A 23145-nucleotide genomic window follows, 5' to 3' on the forward strand; every position below is an offset into this window, starting at 1 on the left:
TTTCAAGATAATAGACTGTTATTTTCATAAAAAATTGGGTATAATGTTAGCATCATAATTAAATACCTGTGACTGACTATTGTCAGAGGGGAGTAACTTGATTAGCGTACCAAACGTTAATAACGCTTTGTCGTCATTACGAAGAAACTGAATTTCTTCCGGTGAAGCGGGCATGATAAATTTGCTTAGTGAGACCTTTGCTATTGATTTAGCATGGGTCTCTTTAATTATGTCTTTCACTGAGCATGGGTGTTCACGCGAAACAATGGAATGGTACAGGGCGAGAACATGTGCCCATATAAAAAATTGAAGGAGTGGTCTGTTAATGGATCCGAGTTTGTTATTATCTTATGGATGGGTCGTATTAGTACTTGTATTTTTAGAGGGACTATTGGCTGCAGATAATGCAATTGTTATGGCTGTTATGGTGAAACATTTACCACCAGAACAGCGTAAAAAAGCACTATTTTATGGTTTATTAGGCGCATTTGTTTTCCGTTTTATCGCATTATTCTTAATTAGTATTTTAGCGAATTTCTGGTGGATTCAAGCGATTGGTGCTGCATATTTAATTTATATGTCAGCGAAAAACTTATATGACTTTTTCAAACATAAAGGTGGAGAACACGAACAACCTGACAACGATAATCATCATTATGACGAGTCAGGTGTTGAGAAAAAAGTGAGTGCGAAAGAATTTTGGGGTACCGTCCTTAAAGTTGAAGTTGCAGATATTGCTTTTGCGATTGACTCTATGTTAGCTGCATTAGCGATTGCCGTAACATTACCGACAATTGGTGTTCATTTCGGTGGCATGGATGCAGGTCAATTCGCGGTTATGTTTATCGGTGGTCTCATCGGTGTGATTTTAATGCGTTTTGCTGCAACATTCTTTGTAGAGTTACTGAACAAGTATCCTGGTCTTGAAGGTGCTGCCTTTGCGATTGTCGGATGGGTCGGAATTAAACTTGTCGTACTCGTATTAGCACATGAAGATATCGGTGCGATTCCGCATGACTTCCCACATTCTACATTGTGGCAAATCATTTTCTGGACAGTCATGATTGGACTTGTACTTATCGGTTGGTTTACATCAGCAGTGCGTAATAAAAAACACGATGCATCATAATGAAATGTGAATAAGGGTGTTTGACTTAGGCTGGGATATGAGTTATCCTGGCCTTTCTTTATATATTGATACATTAAAGCAGTAGCAATATAAGTGTGTTCGTTGAGATCAAACAGGGTGCAGCTACTTTTTTGTTGAATGATGTAAGGTGAAAAAGTATTTAAAATTCTATAAAATCAAACGTTATAAGTATGTGACGTATAGCAGAAAATACAACTTAAAAACCATTCAAAAAGTTTGCGATATATAAGTAAACATTACAGAAATTTAAGTAGCGATATGTCATAATAGATAAAAGAGAGACATAAGGAGGGCGTGCAATGGAACGAGATAAGAAACATGTGATTCCAAGGCAACATTATAAGCGCAAACGTCGCGAATATTTCCATAATGAAGAGCGTGAAGAAAGACTCAAAGCTGAAGAAAAAGAAAACGCGCTCAAAGCTGAAAAGGAAAAAAAGCAAGCGAAAAATAATGAAGAACGTGTCAAAGATAATCTACGTAAAGCACGTATTGAAAAATTAACGCATGACGATGGTGATAAAAATCATCCACCATCTGAAATAACGGCCGAAGAAAAATCCGAAAGTGCACGACCACTTGAAGATACATCATCAGTGACTATCAACGGCAGTCAAGCGAAGGAAACGGCGCATAAGGGTGTAGGAGCCGAAATAACGCATCAGTCAAACATGCCGCCACATGATACATCAGAAGCAACTGCAAAGGCTGAAGATGAACAAGTACATACTGAAGACAGTCACCAAACAGAAGCGTCGAAGCATCAATATACGACAAAACGTGATTGGACTGAAAAAGTCACACAATTCATCTCTAGAGAATGGGCAAAAATTTTAATTGTACTCGCGGCCATTTTAGTATTGTTGTTATTGTTTACTATTTTTAATAACGTCAATAAAAGTGACAATGCGAATATGAAACAAGCACTCGAAACGCAACAGAAAGAGAAGGGAACGAATAAAAAAGTCACACAAACGATGGCAAATGCGAATACAGCTGTAAAATCTGTCGTTTCCATTGAAAATAATAGTCAGCCTACACCGGATGCAGTTCAGAATTCAGATGCTCAGGCACAAATTGAAAAAGAAAGTGGATCGGGTGTCGTCTACAAACAAGTAGGCGACACTCTTTATATACTGACAAATGCGCATGTCGTTGGAGACCGTAAAGAACATGAACTCACTTTTGGTAACAAGCAAACCGCTAAAGCTAAAGTGATTGGCAAATATAAAATGGCTGATATTGCTGTGATGACGATGAAAGCTCCTAAAGGCGATACATTAAAACCACTTGAACACGGAGATTCTAGTGCAGTTGTATTAGGAGAACCAGTTTTAGTTGTGGGCAATCCGCTCAGTTTGGACTTCCAAAATACAGTGGGTGAAGGTATTGTATCAGGATTAAATCGCGATGTCCCAGTTGATCTCAACCAAGATGATGAATATGATACATTGCTCAGTGCGTTCCAAGTTGATGCACCGATTAATCCAGGTGACTCAGGTGGTGCGGTAATCGATCAAGAAGGCCATTTAATTGGTATCGCTTCACTAAAAATTAACATGCCGAGTGTTCAAAATATGGGGTTTGCCATTCCGATTAACTCAGCGTTAGCTATTGCGCAAAAAATTGAAAAAGAAGGTGACATTCAACAACCTAAGACGGACATTGATATGCAAAACGTGGTTGATATTGATAAAGCGACACGCAATGAGTATAAGATCCCTCAAGATGTTTCAACAGGTGTCGTCGTTCAAAACATTAATGAAAACAGTCCAGCGAAAAATTCTGGTTTGAAAAAAGGCGATGTCATAGTAGAATTAGATAGTAAACCTATCAAAGATAATTTGGCTTATAAACAAAAGTTAACGCAACACATTGATCAACAAAAGCCAGTGAAGTTAAAGGTCTTACGTGAAAATGAGGTGAAGGAAATCTCATTTAAATTGAAATAACTTTGGGGTGAATGACTTGTCCATAGTCAAATTACTACTAAAAAAATCCAGCCCACAACAAGGGATTGTCTTGTATTATCTTGTCGCAATTGTCGGTGCTTTTTTGCTACTTAATCTACCCGGTGTCCATAAGCCAGGTGTAAAAGTCGCACCGATTGATACGTTGTTTGTAGCGGTATCAGGTGTCAGTGTGACAGGATTAACACCAGTCAATATTTCCGAAACATATTCAGCATTTGGATATATTGTCTTGTTGGTCATCCTTAATATTGGTGGCATTGGTGTCATGGCAATCGGTACATTGTTATGGGTTGTATTAGGCAAGCACATTGGCATACGTGAACGTCAACTCATTATGTTAGATAACAATAGAGAGGCGATGAGTGGGACAGTCAAACTGATTTTAGATATTGTGAGAGCGATTTTAGTGATTGAATTAGTAGGTGCAACACTGCTCGCATTTTATTTTTATCAAAATATCCATGATTTAAAAGAAGCGATATTACAAGGTGTCTTCGTTTCCATCTCTGCGACGACAAATGGGGGTTTAGACATTACAGGGGACTCCTTAATCCCATATGCGAACGATTACTTTGTACAAACGATTGTGATGTTTCTCATCGTTTTGGGGTCAATTGGATTCCCAGTATTATTAGAAATTAAAGCATATATTAAAAATCGAATTCCAAACTTTCGATTTTCACTGTTTACTAAAGTGACAACGGTGACGTATTTACTGATTTTAATTGCAGGTGTGATCGGAATTTTATTAATCGAAGCGAATGGTGTGTTCGCAAATGAGTCATGGCATAAGACGTTATTTTATGCGATGTTTCAATCGGTGTCGACGCGAAGTGCAGGGTTACAAACATTTGACGTGTCACAGTTTTCAGATGCGACAAACCTTTTGATGGGGGGGCTTATGTTTATTGGTTCCTCACCAAGTTCTGTAGGTGGCGGCATACGAACGACGACTTTCGCAATTATTATCCTGTTTGTTATTAACTACAAACCGAACGCTGAAAAGTCATCTATTAAAGTATTTAATCGTGAAATTCATAATCAAGATATTCAACGTTCATTTGCAGTATTTTGTATTGCGATTGTGATGACATTTGTGGGTACATTTATCATCATGTTAAACGAAGGCCATCATATCGATTTTATTAAAATTTATTTTGAAATTATGTCCGCATTCGGAACGTGTGGTTTATCGACGGGAATTACTTCGGAACTCGGCAGTGTTTCAAAAGTCGTCTTGATGATTTTAATGTTTATCGGACGTGTAGGCTTGATTTCCTTTATTATTATGATGAGTGGCAATCGTGAACCAGCCAAGTATCATTTTCCGAAAGAACGCATTCAAATTGGCTAAAATAGAAAGGAGAAGTGTTGGGGAATCCCAGCTCTTCTCCTATTTTTTACGGGGATGTGGAAGATAGCGTGTGGGCATGTTTTGTATGACACGACTGAGAAGATGCATAGCCAAATGCAACATTCAGCAAATAGAAAAAGAGACATCATCAACCGAATAAAGAAAGCCATAGCCTGTTTTGAAAACTGACAGGTTATGGCTTTTTAAAATGTGTTATTAAAATTATTGATCGATGTGCTGTTTAATATGTTGCGTCACTTCAACCCAACCGCGCCATCCGATATGGACAGCATCACTCATGTAATAAGAATCATAGTCGTGATGTGATAAATCCACAACATGACCGTGGTGGTCTTCAATAGTTTTGACGATCTTTTCATTGACCGCTGCACGTCTGTTACGTGGAAGATCAATGTGGTCGTACCATTTACCATTGACAGGAATTAACACGTATTGCACATCCGCACCTGCAGCATTGAGTGTATCAACTAAAAGTGATAAATCATCATACTCAACAGATTTTAAGCGGAACTCGTGGTCACGGCTCACAGACTTTTTATGCTTTAACTTTTTCCAATACTCATCCTTGATTTGGTAAGGGTTAGACTGACTGTGATGCGCCCCATATTGATGCGCTTCTTTGTCTAATGCTTTCCAATTCAATGGTTGTTTTTGACTTTTATCAAACAGTCTCGGCAATTTACCTTGATGATGGAACGGTAAATAACTCTTCAATGCTTCCATTTTCTCAAGATGATTCGCATAAAGTGGGTTTAAGAAATGTCCATCTGCTTCATGTGACTTTGCAAAGTGTTTTAAAAAGTCGTTCTGCTTGTTGTCTTTAAAATGCAATAAACGTTTAGCTAAGCGTGTTTTAATATCGTTAGAAATATTTGAGTTATTGAATATACTATTAATTTGTAACTGAGAAGCACGACCTTGGTAATTCTCTTCAGTTAAGCCATGTCTCGTAAACCATTGTGGTGATACAATGACCGTCATCTTTTTATTTTTTAAATGGTCATATTGAGCACCTAACGTCATTAACTGAATTAAATCCGTGGAACCCCCAGTACCCACATAAAAAAGATTTTTCGTGTGCCCCTTTAACAAGATGGCAGGTTGAAATGGATCTTCTTTATTAAGCTCACTTGAACCATAAACTGGGTAGTAATCAGGGTCCTTAATCATAGCTTCTTGTACATACTGGCCTTTTAACATATCACTATCTGTTGACACTTGATAATTTGGAAGTTGGTTTCCGATATGTGGTGGCACAAACCATTTTGCTGGTAATATGATAAAAATACCGAATAATAGAATACTCGCCAAAAAAGCAATGATGTAAGGTTGTTTTAGTTTCATTGTAATTTTGCCAATTCGTTAATGATTTGATTTGGCGTACCCCAATCTTCTCTATTAAAGTCCATAATTGGTACTTCTATATCAAGTTCGTCTTGAAACGCAACTAATAATTGTACAGATTGCATTGAATCCATAATCCCCTCATCAAAAATATGAATATCTGGATTTGATTTCACAATATCATCATCGGCAACTTCTGCAATAATATCTAAAACTTTTTCGTTAAATTCCATAAAACTCTCTCCTTAAATTAATTGTCCTGAAAAGATTAAAAAGCCAAAAGCGACACAGTGGAAGGTGATAACGATGCTCAGTGCGTTAATCACCGGATGATCCCACTTACCAAAACGCTTTTTACGCCATTTTTCATAGTGGTTATACAAAAAGAATAACAACGCGTGATACAAACCATACGCGACATAAAACCATTCAAAACCGTGCCAAAGTCCCATAATACCGAAATTAAGTAAGAAGGCAAGGTTAGACACATGGAAGTTTGATTTAATATATTTTTTCTTAGTCATAAAGAAAATAAAACGCATGTAAATACAATCACGGAACCAGAACGATAGACTCATGTGCCATCTGTTCCAGAAATCTTTAATATTTTTTGCTCTAAATGGTTGGTTAAAGTTAATAGGTGTTTCAATACCGTACAAGTAACTCAATGCAATAGCGAATAAGCTGTAACCTGCAAAGTCAAAGAACAGGTAAAAACTATAGCCATACATGTATATCACGTAATCGCCAAACGAATCGAGGTGACCTGTATAAGGTGTCACAAAATACTGTTGGACGAAATGCGCAATGATGTATTTGTAAAGTAAACCTATCATAATGTAATGAATCGCTTTGCCAAGTAGTTGTGAATACTTATCCATGGCGATGTCTTTATCGTAATCTTTCACAAAACGACGATAGCGATCAATCGGACCAGAAGAAATCGTAGGGAAGAACGTAATGAATTGTACGAGCTTTTTCACATCTACAGTTTGCTTTAATGTGCCGTCATGAATTTCCATGATCAGTTGAACACTTTTGAACATAATGTATGAAATACCGAGGAAACCGAACAGTTCCACGATTTTTGAGCTGTGCAAGTGAAGCTGTCCAGAGCCTAGCCACGAACTTTGTAGGAGTTTGACCATAAAGAGTGGCAAGATAGACAGAATCATCGTTGTAATGTAAAGCGGGGTGGAGCGCTTGTTTGCTCTTAGTCGCTCGAACCCTTTAATAATCATCGTTTGCCAAATAATGTATAAAACAAGGCTCAGTAAATGATAACTTAAATATTTGATGCCGAAAAAGTTGTGTTGATCGTCAGCAAATATGACGACAATCATAATCAATGTACTGATCAAGTTGTAAGCTTTAGATCTTTTGCCTAACAACCCAAGTATGATCACAGGTAACAGCACAATGAGCGCAATCGCAAAAAAGTGAAAGCTACTATATGGGATCATGATTGATATACCTCGTTAATTCGTTTGCGGTCGAGCTTGCCATTGTTAGTCAGTGGCATTTCTTCAGCAATTTCGATTTTTTTAGGAATCATATAATCAGGCAACTCAGCTTTAAGACGTTGCTTCACTTCTTTTGGTACATCTGCTGGATCGATGTCTTCAGAATTTAATTTGACGACACCTTTCAAGTAGGCAATTTTGTCTTTTTTATAAATTGGCACAACCAATGAAGTATTCACAAATGGTAGTGCGTTCATTTTAGCTTCAATTTCTTCAAGTTCCATACGATAGCCGTTATATTTGATTTGGTTATCAATGCGGCCTTTAATAAACCACATGTCATCTTCAAATACAGCTTTGTCACCTGAATTGTAAGCGCGTTTGTCGCCATCTTTGAAAAAGGCTTTCTCTGTTTTTTCAGGGTCTTTTAAATAACCCGCACTTACTGAATTACCAGTGATAATGAGCTCTCCTTCTTCGGAAACACTTAACGTCGTGCCTTTTCTCGGTAAGCCTACAGGAACATACTTGTGGCTATCAAGTACCGATTGCGTCACTCTAATACTTGTAATCGCAACAGTCGCTTCTGTAGGGCCATACGTGTTGTATAAATAAGATTGTGGAAACTTGTTTAACAACGTTTGCGCTGTATGGTGACCTAAAACTTCACCACAGAACAAGAACGTACGTAAGTGTGGCATGCCGTCTTCATTGACATTCGGTAACATTAAGCAAATTTCCATAAATGATGGGGTAGACACCCAAACATTAATTTTCTCGTTTTGGAACAGTTCATACAATTTTTTAGGCGCTGCAATCATTTCTTTGTTAACTAACAATAGTGTACCGCCTGAAATGAGACACGGATAAATCGCCATGACTGATAAATCAAATGAGAATGGTGCTTGGTTTAACCAGACATCTTTCGTGTGATATTGGTTGAGCAAGTCCACCCAATTTGCGAACTCTACTAAGCTCTCGTAATAAATTTTTACACCTTTAGGAAGACCTGTTGAGCCCGATGTAAAAATGGTGTAGGCAATACCATCATTTTGCATTAAAGGTAATGATGATACCGTATCGAATGATTGAATATCTTGAATTGTAATCTCTGTCACACCTTCATCATTGAGCGGTGTATCTGTCGTGTTAATTAAAAATTGTGGTGAAACTTTTTCTATAATATGTTGAATACGGTTTGCAGGTATAGATTGATCAATTGGAACGTAACCGCATCCGGCTTTAAGTGCACCAATCATACCCACTACCATAAATGGGGACATGTGGCCATAAACAATAACAGGATTGTCGCTTTTAAGCAGTTGTGATGCTAAGCGTGTGGAATAACTTTCTAACTCTAGATAAGTTAATGATTCACTCTGATGTTGTACGGCAACTCGGTCCGGCTGAGTTTGACTGTGCTGTGAAATCATTGTTAAAACATCTTTCATGTGTCGGCTCCTTTAATGATTAAAAATCGTTGTAGATAAAAGTATTTTGTGTATCACCATTACCGTAAATAAAATACAAAGTCAGCATTATTGCAAAATAAAGCAATGTTAATGCGACTGTTTTAATAGGCAATCGATTCAATTTCATAATAAATTTTCACCTTCTGCATAATATGACATGAAGGTTAAACTATCTCATTTAACCCAGATAAATTTAATGTAATTTAATACTTTATGAAAGTCAATTCATTTATTGAAAAAAAGGATAAAAATACAAGAAAATAGGTCTAGAGTTGTATGAGTAAGTTTTTAATATATAAAATTATAGTTTAATTAAAGACTGCTATTGAATCATATTTAAAAATAAAAATGGTTTGCTTATGATCAACTTATTCAAATGAAACGTATTTACATTTATTTCTGTGTACAAGGAATAATGATAGTGGGGGGATGTCGAGATATGGTAGAATACGAGATGAATATTGAGATTTGGGGTGAAAGCAATGAGTGAGCATGATGAGATAAATATACAAATTATAGCGACTTCGGATATGCATAGCCATATACTCAATCAAACTGAACGTTCCAACATATATCGAGCGGGTACATATATTAATGAAGTAAGACAACAACATCAGCACGTCGTATTAGTGGACAACGGTGGTAATTTAGCGGGCAGTGTGACAGCTTTTTATTACGCCATTATTGCGCCATACAAAAGACATCCGATGATTAAGTTAATGAATGCGATGAACTATGATGCAAGTGGGATGAGCGAAAATGAATTTAAATATGGTTTGGACTTTTTTAATCGTTCTGTCGCGTTATCACGTTTTCCATGGTTATCGGCGAATGTAGAATATGCTGTAACTCATGAACCGTATTTTTCAACACCTTATACTGTGAAAGATATTGCAGGGTTGAAATTAGTCGTGATGGGCGTTTCGTCTGAAGGCTTGATGAAAAATGAAAATGTGGAAATGGAGCCTGAAGTGATTGTCGAAAGTGCGACCTTTGCGGCACAGCGTTGGATTCGCTATATTTATGAAACGATAGAACCCGACTTTCTCATTGTTTTGTACCATGGTGGCTTGTCAAAATTGAGTCATGATGCAAAATCACAATTTGAAAATCGTGCAGAAGAAATTATGAGACAGGCAGGTATTATTGATCTTATGATTACTGGGCATCAACACGAAACTATTATCGAAAACGATGGGACGACGCTTTATGTTCAAGCGGGTCAAAATGCTGAAAATGTAATTCATGTTAATGCGAAATTTAAAAAACGCCGCAACTCTTTTGAATTGTTTGAGATGCAGCCAGAGATTGTTACATTGACGGATTATGATGAAGATGAACATTTACTGAACTTAACGTATTACGACCGAAAAGCGATACGGAATTGGAAGAACGAATATATTATTACGCATGAAGTGGATATGCAATTTGATGCATTTCATGAACTGTTAATCAAACCCCATCCATACATTCAATTGTTACATCAAAGTTTGAACCATGAGACGGAAATCCCGTTAACATGTGTACATTTGCCTTTGCCGAATACGAAAGGGTTAAAAGGGCGTTTGAAAAATGAAGATGTTTATAATACGTATCCACATCCCGACAAACCGATTGATCTTACATTAAAAGGGAGCGATATTAAACGTTTAATTGAAGAAAGTGTAAGTCACCTTGAATTAGAAAAAGGACAGTGGACGTTGAAAGATACGGACCCTACACACTTTTTATTTTGGTCAGGTTTTGACTATACTGTAGATATGGCGAAACCATTAAATGCGCGTGTTACGGATTTTGAATTGCGAGAAGATTATTGTTACCGTGTGGTGACGACGGATTATATTTATCGTCATTATCGTCATCTGTTGAGTGAAGCGGTCGTGCATCAAACATTTGCAATAACAATGCCAGAGTTGCTCGTTCGAGAAATTCAAACAGAACCAGACATGCAACCTATACCGCAAAATATGCATATCATAAGTGAATCATCGTTGTAATAGAATATGAAATTTAAAAAGACCCATGTCAAGCATTTCATTAAGAAACGCGACATGGGTCTTTGTGTTCATCACACTTAAATCACGAGTTGAAGTTAGTGTGACTGTTTTTTATCTTGGTGTTTTTTACGTGCAAAGAGTAATGCGCCTAAAGCAGCTAAAATACCACCGAATAATGTTCCTTGATGTGATTCAGTTTCACCTGTTTCAGGTAAAGCTTTTTGTTGTTCAGATGGTTTTGCCTTTTCGCCATGATTTTTTGATTGTGTAGCATCAGTTGAACCTGGTTTTTCAGGGTTCTGAATGCTTGGTACTCCCGGATAATTTGGTTGTTCCGGAGTAGGATTGTTCGGTTGACCTGGTTCAGAGGGTTGCTCTGGACTAGGATGATCTGGTTGACCAGGTTCAGAAGGTTGCTCTGGACTAGGATGATCTGGTTGACCAGGTTCAGAAGGTTGCTCTGGACTAGGATGATCTGGTTGACCAGGTTCAGAAGGTTGTTCTGGACTAGGATTGTCAGGTTGACCAGGATCTGGATTGTCAGGTTCAGTTGGTGGTACAGGTGTCTCTTTGTAGAAACCACTATCAATTGTTAAATCATCACTGTCCCCAACAGTTACTTTTGTAGAAGTACCGTTAGAGTCGTTATCAGTTGTACCTTGACCTGTTTGCGTAGGTGTATAACCCTCAGGTGTTTCGAAAGTAACAGTATAGTCCCCAGCTTTAACGTTTTCGAATAAGTAGTTACCATTGGCATCAGTAACACGAGTACCAACAACATTACCGTCCGCATCTGTCAATGTAACTTTAACGTTAGCAATACCTGGTTCATTGTCGTCTTGGATCCCGTCTTTATTCAAGTCGTCCCATACTTTGTCACCAATATTGTGAGTTGGTGGCACAGGTGGTTCAGCTTTGTAGAAACCACTGTCAATCGTTAAGTCATCATCCGTTTCGACAAAAATACGTGTTGAAGCACCGTTAGAGTCTTTGTCTAACGTACCTTGCCCCGTGATAGTCGGCGTATAACCCTCAGGTGTTTCGAAAGTAACCGTGTATTCGCCTTCTTTAACGTTTTTAAATAAATAGTTTCCTTTATCGTCAGTCGTACGTGTATCAACGACATTACCGTCCGCATCTGTCAATGTAACTTTAACGTTAGCAATACCTGGTTCATTCTCATCTTGGATTCCGTCTTTATTCAAGTCGTCCCAAACTTTGTCACCAATATTTCGTGTAGGTGCTTCAGTTTGATAAAAACCTTGGTCAACGGTTAAGTTATTACCGTTACTAATTATGCCTTGTGCACTTGTAGGGCCATCTGAATCCAATGCATCATTACCTTGATTATGTGGACTTGCTGTATAGCCTTCAGGTGCTTTGAAGTCTACTGTATAAATCCCGTTTTTCAAATTATCGAAAACGTATTTACCATTCGCATTTGTTTCAGTAAACTCTAGTACTTTGCCGTCTTTATCTTTTAAAGTAACGATGACGCCTGGGATACCAACTTCACCCTCATCTTGGATCCCGTTTTTGTTCGCGTCATTCCAAACTTTGTCACCTAATTGATATGAAGCTTCTGTCCCATCTGCTGTACCGCTAGATGTGCTTTTCACAATGTTGTTATCCCAAGTTAAACGATCATATTGTCCATAAATATTTTTCGTGTACATTGAAGAACGTAAGTTTAAGTCTTCAGAAGAACCTGAAACCTCTTTACTTGAAACTTTAATAATATAGCGTGCACCGCGTAAGTCGCCGAGGTAAATATCCGCTAAGTTTTCACCGTCACGATAAACTGTTTTAAATTGGTCAGTTACATCTTGATATTGACTATCGTCTACACCGAAGCTGCTATTAAGCGCTTGTCCATCAGCAACTTTCAAAATTTTGATTTGAGTCGCATCTGGATTCACTTGACCATTACTTGTAGCAGGGTCATTTTGGAAACCTTGAACTCTTACGACAGTACCATGTGCTGTTCTTTGTAATGGATTTACATAAATATATTGTTCGTATTCACCCGTTTTAGGATCTTCCATCGTTATCATCGATTTCAAGTTAGAGTCACCTACACGGTAATATTGACCGTAGTGAACATTAATTTGTGTATTGAAAGTTTCTCCAGCAATTTCATAATTTAATGGATATGTTGCTGAATCTTTTGCGACTTTACGGTCCACAAATTGTGTTAAATTAAATGAACCTGTCACATTTTGTAAATGATTAACAGCGCTAGTAAATCTGTAAGTCAATGTATGGCTATCTACATCATAGTCACCTAAAGCGATCACATCACCATTACTGTTTTTAAGTAGTTCTTTAAAGTCAGGTGAGTAACGTGTGTCTCCATAAGTGTTGACAGTATTAGGCATTTTAACTGTGAAGTAATCGCCTTCTTGAACTGTACCAATGACAGAGAAACGACTCTTCAAGTAGAAGCTACCTGAGTTATTCGGTTCAATGTATGATTCACTGATACCCATATCTGAAGCTGTCACTTTATCATTCACATTTGTACCACCTGCAGCTGCTGGGGTAACCGCAGTCGCATTTACTGCACGCAATTGTGTTGTACCTTTAACCGTCTTTAATTGACGAGGTGCAGTCACTGCATTTCGTGTAGCGTCAACTTCTTCTGTTTTAACAGTTTTGTCTGGAATTGGTGTTGATTCAGTAGGTTGTTCATTTAAAGTTGAGTTTGATGTAGATGTCTCACCACTTGGTTCATCATTTGTAGGAAGTTGTTGATCATTCTTTTGCGGTGAAGATGTCGTAGTTGAGATACCTTGTTGCGATGAACGTGTAATTTGAGAATTAGAAGGTGTTTTTGCTTCTTGTTGTGCATTAGGTTTTTCCTGTGTGCGACTTACGCTTTCTTTTTCTACTTCTCGATTTGATGTATTTTCTGGTGATTCGTTCTGTAATGTTTCAGTCGCTTCATTTTGCGTTTCTTCTGTTTGAGCACCGTCAGCTTCTTTTGGACTTTCTTCAGCTTGCGTTGTGTTGTCTTTAACTTCTAATGATGCAGCATCTGAAGTTTGTTCAGCTTGTGTCGCTTCTTGAGCTTGAGTTGGTGCGATATCTGTTTTTGATTGTTCCGTTGTAGCTGTTGATTCATCTATAGAGGTTTCATTCACTTTTGTTTGTGAGTCAGCTTGTTCTTCTGCCGACGCTTTGTTTGAGCCCTCTTGTAATTGCGTCACAGTGACAGGCGTTGTTGAGTTTTCAGCTGCAAAAGCTTCGTGGTGAATGCCGAAAAATGCAACAGTCCCGATTAAAAAGGACGCTGTACCTACAGAACACTTTCGAATAGAAAATCGGGATAGCGTTCTGGCATATTTTGAATTAGGGTTTTTCATTTAAATATCATCTCCAATAACATTTGTTGATTTAAAATTCCAATCAATCGCGTAAAAATTCTATCATAATAAACTCTTTAATACAAGAATAAAAAATAAAAGATTTAATTAATCAAGATTTTTTAAACGCAATCTTTTCTACTGTATAAGTATTATTTTTTTTGTAAAGGGTTAATTTTGTACACTAATACCGTGCAACAAAATAATGATTAACTAAGACTCATGAATTAATTTGATTATTATATTATAATATAACAATCTGTATATGAGTGCGTTATCTTTCAATTCATTTATAGCTTTATATATTTCATCATTTGGGGTATCAACTACTTAATAAGAAAGAAATTTAACAAATTAATCAATCTTTACAACAAAGAACCCATACGCCTAAAAAGTAACGCTGCCCCTCATCCTATTTAAGAATCACTATGGTTAAGATTAGGACCTCGCTTATGTTTCTATCAATCGTTCCAAAATAATATAGAGGCATTACTGTCCTGCCCAGCCATATGCTTTTTATATTTGAGATATGTTACTCGATGGTATAAGCTCTTTTTCTAACACTAGCATATCTCGACATTGAATGCCTTCTTCATAGAAACACAACAGATGCCAGTAAGCAAAAAGGAAGTGGAAAATGCGATTAATAAATCGATTTTTGATGTCGCATCAGATTTTGGATATTCTTTTAAATCATCAGGTAAATACTATATTGGAATCGAACATGATTCTTTAGTATTAAACAAAGCGAAAAACACTTACAACTGGTATTCTAAAGGCGAATATGGTAACACGATTAACTTTGTTCAGAAAGAATTAGGAGTAGATTTCATCAATGCTGTAAAATATTTAAATGATCAAGAGTATACAACAGCCAAAAATTATGAAGAAGCATCATCGATAAAATATGATGCTTCTTCATATGAATATGAACCCAAAGATCAAATAGATGAAGAATTTGCTGGCATAGAAATGTAAGGCGAGATAAGAGGGGAGGGCTTTTTCAGCCTCCCCCCCCTTTTTTTGTAATTTTATCTGAGTATAAAACGATGTGACTAATTGATAAAATGCTTGTGACTAGCTTGTGACTAAAATGATGATTTTTTAGTCATTGTCTAGTCACATTGTGGCGAAATTTTTTTTAAACTAAGTTAAAGGTAGTTAAACAAAGTTTGTCTCTTATTTTTATAATCTCCTGAAACCCTTGATACGACTGGATTTGACGAAGAAATAAAAAAAGCGTCAAAAAAGTATTTTAAACTTTTTTGACGTCCTAGCGGAAACGGAGGGATTCGAACCCTCGCGCCGCTTTCGCGACCTACACCCTTAGCAGGGGCGCCTCTTCAGCCAACTTGAGTACGTTTCCATGGCTCCACAGGTAGGACTCGAACCTACGACCGATCGGTTAACAGCCGATAGCTCTACCACTGAGCTACTGTGGAATAACTTTTTCAATCACAAATATTATTATATCAACATCATTGAAGAAATCAAGGGTTAAAAACAAAAAAGTTAACGGAACATTTACACTATGCGTATATAAATTCCGCTAACTTTACACTTTGTTAAAGAAATAGTCTGAATTAAGTATGTTGCGTTTTCTCGCAAGTCATGCAATCATGATTCATTCAATACAAAATATCAAAATAAAGTGGCTACAAGTAAGTTGCGTTTTTCTTCTTTTCTTCTAATTCCCTTTTTGCATTTTCTAATAAGGCATATTGTGATAGAGCTTCAAAAATATTAAAAGGTTGCTGGTCATAATCAATAGGTTTTTCAGGATTATGTGTTTGTACTTGATTAGACCTTCCTACTAAATAAGCGAAATAAACACAATTCAATAATTGATGTTTAACACTATGATGCGAAATAGGCAGTGTGACAGTTAGATCATTGGCAAAAGTGACTTTACAACGGGCGCCTTTTAATGGTTTAAGTTTGACTACGTAATGCATATTCAGCCAACTATTTTCAGGAACCCTGTCCGAGTGAGTGGGGAAAAAGTAGGTTTGATAAATCGGAGTGAGCAATATTGGTGTCTTGTTAGAGATATTGGCGATACGTTTAGCTTGTGCTTTTCTTCCAGAGTACGATTCACCATAATGTCTACAACTACGCTCAATAATACGTTGGGCACGATCGTGAATAATAAAATGATCACTATCGTATCTATAGATTTCCGTACTCATGAGCGCACCATCCGGACCATCTACTGGTCTCAAAAACATATCTCCTTTACTAATTGCATACCTGATGTTGGATTTTTGGTCCATAATAGAACCCTCCTATCTCTTAAGGTGTCGGGTCTCTCTATCTAATTCCCATTATATGAATATCCTGAATTAAGTCAATGTCTTTTTGTAAATATATGGATAATATTACAAAAATTAGATAAAAATTTGACTTAATTACTTTAAAAATTCAGAAAATTCATTGCGTTTTGCGACATGTTTCGTTATACTATTAAATAACTTAATACTATGCATTTAACACAAAGGAGTGACTCAACATGAAAAATCAAACTGATGTAAAGAAACAAATGGTTGCTGACCCGGTCCGTACGATTAATCAGCTGGGCGTTGAACTTGTGATTGAACATGCATTAAAGAACCAAAGAAAGCGGAAATTGCAGCATTTAATTGATGAAGCATTGGTCAATAAAAATGAACAAGCATTTCTTAAGTATACTGATGAATATTTAGAGTTGGAGGCAGTCAACGGTGAGTAGTCAAATGATATCCACGTCTTCAAATTAAACAGGACTATCCGTCATGTGTGGGGTAGTCCTGTTTTTATGTCATTATATTAAATTTTTCACTGTCTTATATTCAGAAATTAACTAATGAGAGAATATTTACACTTCTAGCAAAAGTAAAACATATTACATTTGTCTCAGAATAAGATGAAGTTAATATACAATATGATTAATGACAGTGTGGTCTACGTGTATTAAACCATCATGTCGATGAGACCATCACGAGGAATGTCACCAAAGTAATGATAAAGATCATAATTTTTGAGCGCTTCTTGGATGGCTGCTCTTTGATGTAAAACGTCTGTAAGTGCATTTTCAAGTTCGGTCACATCACCTTCACCGAAAAAGTCCCCGAAAATTTTAGCATGCGCAATACGACCTTTTTTGACATCAAGTTTAATTTGAACAAAACCTTTTTCAAATTTATGCTCACGCTCAAAGTTATATTTTGGATTTTTACCGTAATTCCAATCCCACGTACGATATTTTTCGTTACTTAACTTTTCAATATTTTTCCAGTCTTCCTCTGTCAAAGTATAAGATTCGACTTCTGCTTCACCGAATAATTTTTTAAGTATAATCGCTTTGAATGCTTCAATATCGAGCGGTTCATCTAAAAATTCTTGAATGTTGGCGACCCGTTTACGGACAGATTTGACACCTTTAGATTGAATTTTTGCAGGATTGACACGCAATGCATTTTGCACTTCATCCAAATCACTGTTCAACATGAGTGTCCCATGACTAAACATACGATCTTTCACTTTTACCATCGCATTACCAGAGATTTTAGCTTGGCCAACTTGAATATCGTTGCGGCCTGTGAGTTCGGCCTTTACACCTAAATCGTTGAGGACTTCAACAATCGGCTGCGTGAATTTTTTGAAGTTATGAAAACTATCGCCATCATCTTTAGTAATGAAGCTAAAGTTCAAATTACCGAAATCGTGATACACTGCGCCACCCCCAGAAATACGGCGCACGACATCAATCGCATTTGTTTCGATGTAGGGTTGATGCACTTCTTCAATCGTATTTTGGTTTTTGCCAACAATGATGGACGGTCGGTTAATATAAAATAGGAAATAACTATCGTTGTCATCCATAGGTACTGTTTTTAAAACGTATTCTTCCATCGCTAAGTTTAATGTTGGATCAGTATGGTTTTGATTACTAATAAATTTCACTCAGAAACACTCCTTTCCCAAAATATGCCCTTACTTATGTTATGCATGATTTAATTCGATTTTTCCAATCATTTATCTTAAAAAGACACTGAATGTAAATAATTTCTGACAATTGACGTAAATTGTTTATTTAAAATGTAAATTTTAGTACAATATATGCTAGTAAATTTCTAAGGGGGACAGAAAGATGACAATTGCAGAAGTAGGAGACATTGTAGAATTTTATGATGGGATACGAGGAAAAGTTGAAAAAATCAATGATAACTCTGTCATTGTTGATTTAACGATTATGGAAAATTTCAGCGATTTAGATTTGCCTGAAAAAACAGTGATTAATCATAAGAGATATAAAATTATTGAACAAAAAGGATAAACGCATATGAAAAAGATCAACAAACCGCTACTTTGGTTTATACTAAGCTTTATTGCTTTCCACATCATTTTAATGTTGTTGTGGGGTGAGCACGGTGTATATTGGCAACTCTATACAGGAATTATGTTAATAGCAGGAATTAGTTATGTATTTTATCAAAGAGATTTTGCATCCAAACGTCTATTAACATCCATTGCGATAGGGTTAGCGACTGGTGTTGCGCTTGTACTTATACAAGTCATTTTCTCATGGATTACTTCAGAACTGACGTATGCTTCGTTGATTAAACAATTATCACGAACAGGTGTCTATTTTAAATGGCAAATTTTAGTGACGCTTTTATTTGTAATGCCATGTCATGAATTATATATGCGTACTATCTTACAAAAAGAAATCGTGCGTATGACTTCAAAACCGTGGCTCGCTATATTAGTCGGTGCTTTAGCTTCAGGTTCATTTTTTATCTATTTAGATCAATGGTGGATCGTGACATTCATTTTTGTTTGCCAATTGTTGCTCGGTTTTAGTTATATGTACACACGCCGAATTATCACCACAACAGTCGCTCAAATTGTAGCGGTCGTCATTTTATTGATTTTTCATGGTTAAACCTTACACAGTAAATGTTGTTTTTCATACAATGTTTGCTGTGTTTTTGTGTTTTTAATGTGATAAAAAGCATATCCAATACATCTTTTTGAATCAAATCATGACATCTTTTTTCAAATCAGGGTATAGGATAAAATCAAGTCAATTACAGGTAAATCACGCGATGATGTTGCATGCCTATACTATTCAATAGCATACAATTCGTTCAACCCGATGACTAATCGATCTGTGCGCCGTTCATTAGTGAGCACTAATTCGTTCGTCAATGTATCGATACTCGCGATATAACCTTGAATGGTATGAATGTGTCCAGCGCGCCAATAGTGAATTTTACTAAAAGCGTTGTGCGATATTTTTAAATGCAGCATTTGGTTCAGTTCATTGATTTGATCTTCGCTTAAGTCAGGACGATCGATTTTAAGTTGATTGGCCTCGAACTGTTTAATTGCTTCAAACTGTTCGGGCAATGTTGCGAAAGGGGCCCATTTCACAATGCCACGCCCTCTAGGAATTCGAGTGTTAAGATATTGTCTTGGAATTTTTCGATAGTCTGTTTCAGATTGGTATGCTGTAGGGAGCGTACGATCATGCATGGAAATCACCTCAATCCGATTATAGAACACTTGTTCTGTTTTGTGAAGTATTTTTAGAACATTCGTTTGTAAAAATGTTGAGGTATTTTTAAACGTCAGTTAAATAGGCTAAAATGTAAAGAGTGAGGTGACTCAAATATGATTAGAAAAGCAACATCCCAAGATGCGCGTGCGATTGCAGAGTTAACATACCTCATTTGGCAAGATATGGAACTTGAAATTGTGCGTCGTTATGAGAAAGAGACCGTGATAGCAGCACTTGTTAAAAGCGCAATAGAAGTTCATTACCGGAATCATATTGAACACGTGGATATTTATGAAATAGCAGGACAAGTGGCAGGTATATTGATTGCGTATCCGGGACAATACGAAGCGGAATACGAACAGGCTTGGCAAAATTTAACCTTAGATGAAAACATTCAATTAGAAACGGGTACGCCATTACCTGTATTAGAGGCAGAGCGTGGAGATGATTATATTGAAGCGATTGCTACTTTTCCTGAGTTTCGTGGTCGAGGGATTGCGACAAAATTGATTCAAGCACGTCTCCAATCGAATCCAGAAGCGACATGGAGTTTAAACTGTGATGAGCATAATGAACGTGCCTATCAGTTGTATCGCAAGTTAGGGTTCCGTGAGAAAATGAAAAAAGTACTTTACGGGCATGAATATCACTATATGATCTATCAAAATGAGGAGAACGCCTATGCTTGAGTTAACAAACGTCAGCTACGAAAGCGGTGAACGCAAAATTTTACACAATATAAGTTATCATATGGAAAAAGGTGAAGCGGTTGCTGTTGTCGGACCGTCTGGAAGTGGTAAAAGTACGCTGTTGAGGTTAATTGCAGATTTAATGAGCCCAACCAGTGGAAATATTGAATTTAAAGGGAAACCTTATGCACACTATTCACCGGAAATATTGAGACAGCATATTAGTTATTTGCCGCAAAGTGTGGAATTGTTTGGTGAGACGATTCAAGATAATTTAGCTTTTCCGGCAAAGGTGCGTCAAGTTTCGTTTAATAAGTCTAAAGCAAATACGCTGTTGGAAAAAGTAGGTTTAAAAAAATACAAACTTTCGGACAAGGTGCAACATATGTCCGGGGGTGAAAAACAACGTATCACGATTGCACGCCAGCTCATGTTTACCCCAGATATACTGATGCTTGATGAGGCGACGAGTGCGTTAGATGACAAGAGCAGTCGTCAAATTGAAAAATTGGTGTTTGATTTAGTCCAAGAAGGCATGTCCGTTTTGTGGATTACTCACAATGATGCGCAAAGTCAACGCCAATTTCATCGCAAAATGGAAATTCGTAATGGTATGTTAACGAGGGAGGCGCGTTTGTCATGATGAGTACGACTTCGCTATTATTGACATCATTATTGCTACTCATTCCCATTTTAGTTTCGTTTAAAGAGCGATTACATATTGCTAAAGATTTAATCATTGCAGCGATACGTGCTGTTATTCAATTAGTGATCATTGGTTATTTACTGGAATTTGTTTTTAAATTAGAAACGCCATGGATTGTACTATTACTCATTTTAGTCATCATGATCAACGCGGCCGCCAATACACGGAAGCGAAAGCCAGAAGTGGTGCGCCATGCGTTTTGGATTTCTTTAGCGGGGATATTAACAGGCGCAATTTTATCTTTAGGTGGCGTGCTTTTAACGGGCGCTATTGATTTTAAACCAAATGAAATCATTCCAGTTGCGGGTATGGTCGGCAGTAATGGCATGATTGCGATCAATTTAAGTTATCAAAATTTAAATCGTATTTTTACGAAAGAGACAGCGGTCATTGAATCCAAACTATCTTTAGGTGCAAGTCCAGCCATGGCGGCAAAAGATGCGATTAGGGAAAGTATCAAAGTCGCGATTGTGCCGACGATTGATTCTGTGAAGACATATGGCCTTGTATCGATTCCGGGTATGATGACGGGGATGATTATTGCAGGTGTGCCGCCGATACAAGCGATTAAGTTTCAGTTAATGGTCGTATTTATTCATACTACAGCGACGATTATTTCAGCATTAGTCGCGACGTATTTGACCTATCGACAATTTTTCAATGCGCGTCATCAATTAGTACAAGCGTCTCAGAATTAGCTGATTTAAATCATTTGAGGCATGAGTTTAAGAGATAAATGCGTACCGTTATGGTGCAGTATGCGTGATATTCAGAAGCTCTTCCCAATTTTTACAAAGTGCGTGAAGATATCAAAAGCGTGGCATTTCTTTAAGCATACATATGCAAATAAGGGGATGACACGAATGAGAAAAATGGTAAAGTAGAGATATATTAAAATTTCGTGAATACATTTTCGTTTATAAGCGAATAGTGTGGTACGATATATAAAACTGTAAAAAAAAGAATCGAAGCCTTTGTAATTTTAAGACTTCGATTCTATCGAGTGATTTAACTTATACGCCACCGAGCAATGCACTAATGTAAATACCTAATGCGTAAAGTAGACCGAATAATGTATTCGTTTTACCTGAAGCAGCCATTGCCGGCATCATTGATTGCGGTGTATCATTCTTTTGGAAACGACGATACACTTTCACTGGTAATGGAAAACTAAGTAATACGAGCAAATAGAACAGTGAACCGCCATCTTTGAAAAGTGCAGTGTAAATGACAAAGAGGTAGGCAATCGCGTAAAATGTTGCTAAAAAGATAAGCGAGCCACGTTTTCCTAATAAAATAGGTAAAGTGCGTCTACCACTTTGACTGTCTTTGACTCGGTCACGAATGTTATTTGACATGTTGATGAGCCCAATCGTAATGACAATAGGAATACTAATCCAAAAAGCATAATTTTGAAGGTTACCTGTTTGGATATAAAAAGCGATTACGATAATAATCATACCCATGAAAACACCTGAGAATAATTCGCCAAACGGTGTCCATGAGATTGGGAATGGGCCGCCTGTATAAAGGTAACCAATAGCCATACATAACAGACCAACAGGAATAAGCCAAAATGAACTTTGAATTGCTAAGTAAAGCCCAAGTATTGCTGCAATGATATAGAAAATAATTGCAAGTCTTAATACATGTTGGGGTGTCATCCCGTTACGTACGATGGCGCCACCAATACCTACTGATTCATGGTCATCTAACCCTTTTTTGAAGTCATAGTATTCATTGAACATATTCGTTGCGGCTTGAATCAACAAACAAGCGAACAACATCGCTAAGAATAAACCGAAATGGAGATGGTCCTCGCTACCTAATAAAAAAAGTTTTGCAGTTGCTGTTCCGACTAAAACAGGAACAACGGATGCTGTTAATGTATGAGGACGCATGAGTTGCCAATATTTGTGGAATGTTGAATGTTTTTCAAATTGAGACGTCATGTTAGTCAACCTCTTTTTTTATAATATTTATATTACATTGATATTATAAAAAAGTTCGTCAATGAAATCAATAACAATATTATGGAAAAGACACTTGTGCACACAATCGTCTTTAAA

Annotated in this window: 21 protein-coding genes and 2 tRNA genes; 11 read left to right on the forward strand and 12 right to left on the reverse strand. The window is 37.0% G+C overall.

Features of this window, described 5'->3' with window-relative positions:
• The first annotated feature begins 319 nt into the window (after positions 1-319).
• From GZH82_RS03585 to GZH82_RS03595, 3 genes are all read left to right on the forward strand, one after another.
• On the forward strand, positions 320-1129 hold the full coding sequence (locus GZH82_RS03585; RefSeq protein ID WP_203232868.1) for a TerC family protein: 810 nt from the start codon (positions 320-322) through the stop codon (positions 1127-1129).
• Between the two features lie 320 nt (positions 1130-1449).
• Positions 1450-3102 (forward strand): S1C family serine protease, encoded by a 1653-nt coding sequence (locus GZH82_RS03590; RefSeq protein WP_162681348.1) that lies wholly within the window; start codon positions 1450-1452, stop codon positions 3100-3102.
• 16 nt (positions 3103-3118) lie between these two features.
• Positions 3119-4477: a TrkH family potassium uptake protein gene (locus GZH82_RS03595; protein ID WP_162681349.1), complete on the forward strand. Its 1359-nt coding sequence runs from the start codon at positions 3119-3121 to the stop codon at positions 4475-4477.
• A gap of 222 nt (positions 4478-4699) precedes the next feature.
• Here GZH82_RS03595 and dltD read toward each other — a convergent pair whose 3' ends face one another.
• Genes dltD through GZH82_RS03620 form a run of 5 tightly spaced genes read right to left on the reverse strand, consistent with a single transcriptional unit; the run spans position 4700 to position 8904 of the window.
• Positions 4700-5842: a D-alanyl-lipoteichoic acid biosynthesis protein DltD gene (gene dltD, locus GZH82_RS03600; RefSeq protein ID WP_162681350.1), complete on the reverse strand. Its 1143-nt coding sequence runs from the start codon at positions 5840-5842 to the stop codon at positions 4700-4702.
• On the reverse strand, positions 5839-6075 hold the full coding sequence (gene dltC, locus GZH82_RS03605; protein WP_162681351.1) for a D-alanine--poly(phosphoribitol) ligase subunit DltC: 237 nt from the start codon (positions 6073-6075) through the stop codon (positions 5839-5841). Before dltC ends, dltD begins: the two co-directional genes overlap by 4 nt.
• A 12-nt stretch (positions 6076-6087) precedes the next feature.
• Positions 6088-7305: a D-alanyl-lipoteichoic acid biosynthesis protein DltB gene (gene dltB / locus GZH82_RS03610; protein ID WP_162681352.1), complete on the reverse strand. Its 1218-nt coding sequence runs from the start codon at positions 7303-7305 to the stop codon at positions 6088-6090.
• Complete coding sequence (gene dltA / locus GZH82_RS03615) at positions 7302-8756, reverse strand: D-alanine--poly(phosphoribitol) ligase subunit DltA (protein WP_162681353.1); 1455 nt, start codon at positions 8754-8756, stop codon at positions 7302-7304. The genes dltB and dltA overlap by 4 nt, the downstream gene beginning before the upstream one ends.
• Positions 8757-8775: 19 nt before the next feature.
• Positions 8776-8904 (reverse strand): teichoic acid D-Ala incorporation-associated protein DltX, encoded by a 129-nt coding sequence (locus GZH82_RS03620; protein WP_162681354.1) that lies wholly within the window; start codon positions 8902-8904, stop codon positions 8776-8778.
• A gap of 355 nt (positions 8905-9259) precedes the next feature.
• Here GZH82_RS03620 and GZH82_RS03625 point away from each other — a divergent pair, with 355 nt between their 5' ends.
• Positions 9260-10774, forward strand: coding sequence for a bifunctional metallophosphatase/5'-nucleotidase (locus GZH82_RS03625; protein ID WP_162681355.1), 1515 nt, complete (start codon positions 9260-9262; stop codon positions 10772-10774).
• A 95-nt stretch (positions 10775-10869) separates the two neighbouring features.
• Here GZH82_RS03625 and GZH82_RS03630 read toward each other — a convergent pair whose 3' ends face one another.
• Positions 10870-14139 (reverse strand): SdrD B-like domain-containing protein, encoded by a 3270-nt coding sequence (locus tag GZH82_RS03630; protein WP_162681356.1) that lies wholly within the window; start codon positions 14137-14139, stop codon positions 10870-10872.
• Positions 14140-14748: 609 nt separating this feature from the next.
• Here GZH82_RS03630 and GZH82_RS03635 point away from each other — a divergent pair.
• Entirely contained in the window at positions 14749-15117 is a 369-nt protein-coding gene (locus tag GZH82_RS03635) for a CHC2 zinc finger domain-containing protein (protein WP_162681357.1), read from the forward strand.
• 299 nt (positions 15118-15416) lie between these two features.
• Here the strand turns inward: GZH82_RS03635 and GZH82_RS03640 are convergent.
• From GZH82_RS03640 to GZH82_RS03650, 3 genes are all read right to left on the reverse strand, one after another.
• Positions 15417-15505: transfer RNA gene (locus GZH82_RS03640), tRNA-Ser, on the reverse strand.
• 1 nt (position 15506) lies between these two features.
• Positions 15507-15581: transfer RNA gene (locus GZH82_RS03645), tRNA-Asn, on the reverse strand.
• A 213-nt stretch (positions 15582-15794) separates the two neighbouring features.
• The gene (locus tag GZH82_RS03650; protein WP_162681358.1) at positions 15795-16412 is read right to left on the reverse strand and encodes a competence protein ComK; all 618 of its coding nucleotides are present in this window, start codon (positions 16410-16412) and stop codon (positions 15795-15797) included.
• A 236-nt stretch (positions 16413-16648) separates the two neighbouring features.
• Here GZH82_RS03650 and GZH82_RS03655 point away from each other — a divergent pair, with 236 nt between their 5' ends.
• Positions 16649-16867, forward strand: coding sequence for an IDEAL domain-containing protein (locus tag GZH82_RS03655; protein ID WP_162681359.1), 219 nt, complete (start codon positions 16649-16651; stop codon positions 16865-16867).
• 221 nt (positions 16868-17088) lie between these two features.
• Here the strand turns inward: GZH82_RS03655 and GZH82_RS03660 are convergent, their stop codons facing one another.
• Complete coding sequence (locus GZH82_RS03660; RefSeq protein ID WP_162681360.1) at positions 17089-18081, reverse strand: lipoate--protein ligase; 993 nt, start codon at positions 18079-18081, stop codon at positions 17089-17091.
• Between the two features lie 187 nt (positions 18082-18268).
• Here GZH82_RS03660 and GZH82_RS03665 point away from each other — a divergent pair, with 187 nt between their 5' ends.
• Together GZH82_RS03665 and GZH82_RS03670 are read left to right on the forward strand one after the other, a co-directional pair.
• The gene (locus tag GZH82_RS03665; RefSeq protein WP_162681361.1) at positions 18269-18454 is read left to right on the forward strand and encodes a YkvS family protein; all 186 of its coding nucleotides are present in this window, start codon (positions 18269-18271) and stop codon (positions 18452-18454) included.
• 6 nt (positions 18455-18460) lie between these two features.
• Positions 18461-19063: a CPBP family glutamic-type intramembrane protease gene (locus GZH82_RS03670; RefSeq protein ID WP_162681362.1), complete on the forward strand. Its 603-nt coding sequence runs from the start codon at positions 18461-18463 to the stop codon at positions 19061-19063.
• 182 nt (positions 19064-19245) lie between these two features.
• Here the strand turns inward: GZH82_RS03670 and GZH82_RS03675 are convergent, their stop codons facing one another.
• The gene (locus GZH82_RS03675) at positions 19246-19656 is read right to left on the reverse strand and encodes a YolD-like family protein (protein WP_019165640.1); all 411 of its coding nucleotides are present in this window, start codon (positions 19654-19656) and stop codon (positions 19246-19248) included.
• 138 nt (positions 19657-19794) lie between these two features.
• Here GZH82_RS03675 and GZH82_RS03680 point away from each other — a divergent pair, with 138 nt between their 5' ends.
• Genes GZH82_RS03680 through GZH82_RS03690 form a run of 3 tightly spaced genes read left to right on the forward strand, consistent with a single transcriptional unit; the run spans position 19795 to position 21774 of the window.
• Positions 19795-20370: a GNAT family N-acetyltransferase gene (locus tag GZH82_RS03680; protein ID WP_162681363.1), complete on the forward strand. Its 576-nt coding sequence runs from the start codon at positions 19795-19797 to the stop codon at positions 20368-20370.
• A complete protein-coding gene (locus tag GZH82_RS03685; RefSeq protein ID WP_162681364.1) occupies positions 20363-21013 on the forward strand; it encodes an ABC transporter ATP-binding protein in 651 nt (216 codons plus the stop codon). Before GZH82_RS03680 ends, GZH82_RS03685 begins: the two co-directional genes overlap by 8 nt.
• Entirely contained in the window at positions 21010-21774 is a 765-nt protein-coding gene (locus GZH82_RS03690; RefSeq protein WP_162681365.1) for an ABC transporter permease, read from the forward strand. Before GZH82_RS03685 ends, GZH82_RS03690 begins: the two co-directional genes overlap by 4 nt.
• Positions 21775-22089: 315 nt before the next feature.
• Here the strand turns inward: GZH82_RS03690 and GZH82_RS03695 are convergent, their stop codons facing one another.
• A complete protein-coding gene (locus tag GZH82_RS03695) occupies positions 22090-23028 on the reverse strand; it encodes a 1,4-dihydroxy-2-naphthoate polyprenyltransferase (protein WP_019165636.1) in 939 nt (312 codons plus the stop codon).
• Positions 23029-23145: the final 117 nt, after the last annotated feature.

This window comes from Staphylococcus sp. MI 10-1553 (assembly GCF_010365305.1).
GTDB lineage: Bacteria > Bacillota > Bacilli > Staphylococcales > Staphylococcaceae > Staphylococcus.

Excerpts from the sequence above, each read along its gene's own strand:
- GZH82_RS03590 (WP_162681348.1), top strand. The coding sequence starts at position 1,450 with ATGGAACGAGATAAGAAACATGTGATTCCAAGGCAACATTATAAGCGC.
- dltD (WP_162681350.1), bottom strand. The coding sequence starts at position 5,842 with ATGAAACTAAAACAACCTTACATCATTGCTTTTTTGGCGAGTATTCTA.
- dltC (WP_162681351.1), bottom strand. The coding sequence starts at position 6,075 with ATGGAATTTAACGAAAAAGTTTTAGATATTATTGCAGAAGTTGCCGAT.
- dltB (WP_162681352.1), bottom strand. The coding sequence starts at position 7,305 with ATGATCCCATATAGTAGCTTTCACTTTTTTGCGATTGCGCTCATTGTG.
- dltA (WP_162681353.1), bottom strand. The coding sequence starts at position 8,756 with ATGAAAGATGTTTTAACAATGATTTCACAGCACAGTCAAACTCAGCCG.
- GZH82_RS03620 (WP_162681354.1), bottom strand. The coding sequence starts at position 8,904 with ATGAAATTGAATCGATTGCCTATTAAAACAGTCGCATTAACATTGCTT.
- GZH82_RS03625 (WP_162681355.1), top strand. The coding sequence starts at position 9,260 with ATGAGTGAGCATGATGAGATAAATATACAAATTATAGCGACTTCGGAT.
- GZH82_RS03630 (WP_162681356.1), bottom strand. The coding sequence starts at position 14,139 with ATGAAAAACCCTAATTCAAAATATGCCAGAACGCTATCCCGATTTTCT.
- GZH82_RS03635 (WP_162681357.1), top strand. The coding sequence starts at position 14,749 with ATGCCAGTAAGCAAAAAGGAAGTGGAAAATGCGATTAATAAATCGATT.
- GZH82_RS03650 (WP_162681358.1), bottom strand. The coding sequence starts at position 16,412 with ATGGACCAAAAATCCAACATCAGGTATGCAATTAGTAAAGGAGATATG.
- GZH82_RS03655 (WP_162681359.1), top strand. The coding sequence starts at position 16,649 with ATGAAAAATCAAACTGATGTAAAGAAACAAATGGTTGCTGACCCGGTC.
- GZH82_RS03665 (WP_162681361.1), top strand. The coding sequence starts at position 18,269 with ATGACAATTGCAGAAGTAGGAGACATTGTAGAATTTTATGATGGGATA.
- GZH82_RS03670 (WP_162681362.1), top strand. The coding sequence starts at position 18,461 with ATGAAAAAGATCAACAAACCGCTACTTTGGTTTATACTAAGCTTTATT.
- GZH82_RS03675 (WP_019165640.1), bottom strand. The coding sequence starts at position 19,656 with ATGCATGATCGTACGCTCCCTACAGCATACCAATCTGAAACAGACTAT.
- GZH82_RS03680 (WP_162681363.1), top strand. The coding sequence starts at position 19,795 with ATGATTAGAAAAGCAACATCCCAAGATGCGCGTGCGATTGCAGAGTTA.
- GZH82_RS03685 (WP_162681364.1), top strand. The coding sequence starts at position 20,363 with ATGCTTGAGTTAACAAACGTCAGCTACGAAAGCGGTGAACGCAAAATT.
- GZH82_RS03690 (WP_162681365.1), top strand. The coding sequence starts at position 21,010 with ATGATGAGTACGACTTCGCTATTATTGACATCATTATTGCTACTCATT.
- GZH82_RS03695 (WP_019165636.1), bottom strand. The coding sequence starts at position 23,028 with ATGACGTCTCAATTTGAAAAACATTCAACATTCCACAAATATTGGCAA.